This window comes from Bartonella sp. AA81SXKL (genome assembly GCF_042196945.1).
Lineage (GTDB): Bacteria > Pseudomonadota > Alphaproteobacteria > Rhizobiales > Rhizobiaceae > Bartonella.
Map to the genome: position 1 here is coordinate 325 of NZ_JBHIRH010000321.1, position 305 is coordinate 629.

Consider the following 305-nt stretch of genomic DNA (forward strand, 5'->3'; position numbering starts at 1 on the left):
TGCACGTTATCATGTCTTGGGTGGAAAGCTTTCTCCTTTAGATGGAATAGGTCCTGATGAACTCAACATCGCTCCCTTAATACAGCGCGTTGTACAAAACCCAATTACAGAGATTATTCTCGCTGTTAATGCTACTGTCGAAGGACAAACAACAGCGCATTATATCACTGATCAGCTTTCCAATTTTTCAGTTAAAGTTACCCGACTCGCTCATGGTGTGCCTGTAGGAGGTGAACTTGATTATCTTGATGATGGGACTTTAGCAGCAGCCTTACAAGCAAGAACAAATCTTTAATTTTTTTTCT

The 305-nt window shown here is 40.7% G+C and carries 1 protein-coding gene; it reads left to right on the top strand.

What is annotated here, in order from left to right; all coding sequences use genetic code 11:
* A partial coding sequence (locus tag ACFINZ_RS11425) for a toprim domain-containing protein (protein WP_375701571.1) occupies nt 1-295 on the top strand: 295 nt, incomplete at its 5' end.
* Between the last annotated feature and the right edge of the window lie 10 nt (nt 296-305).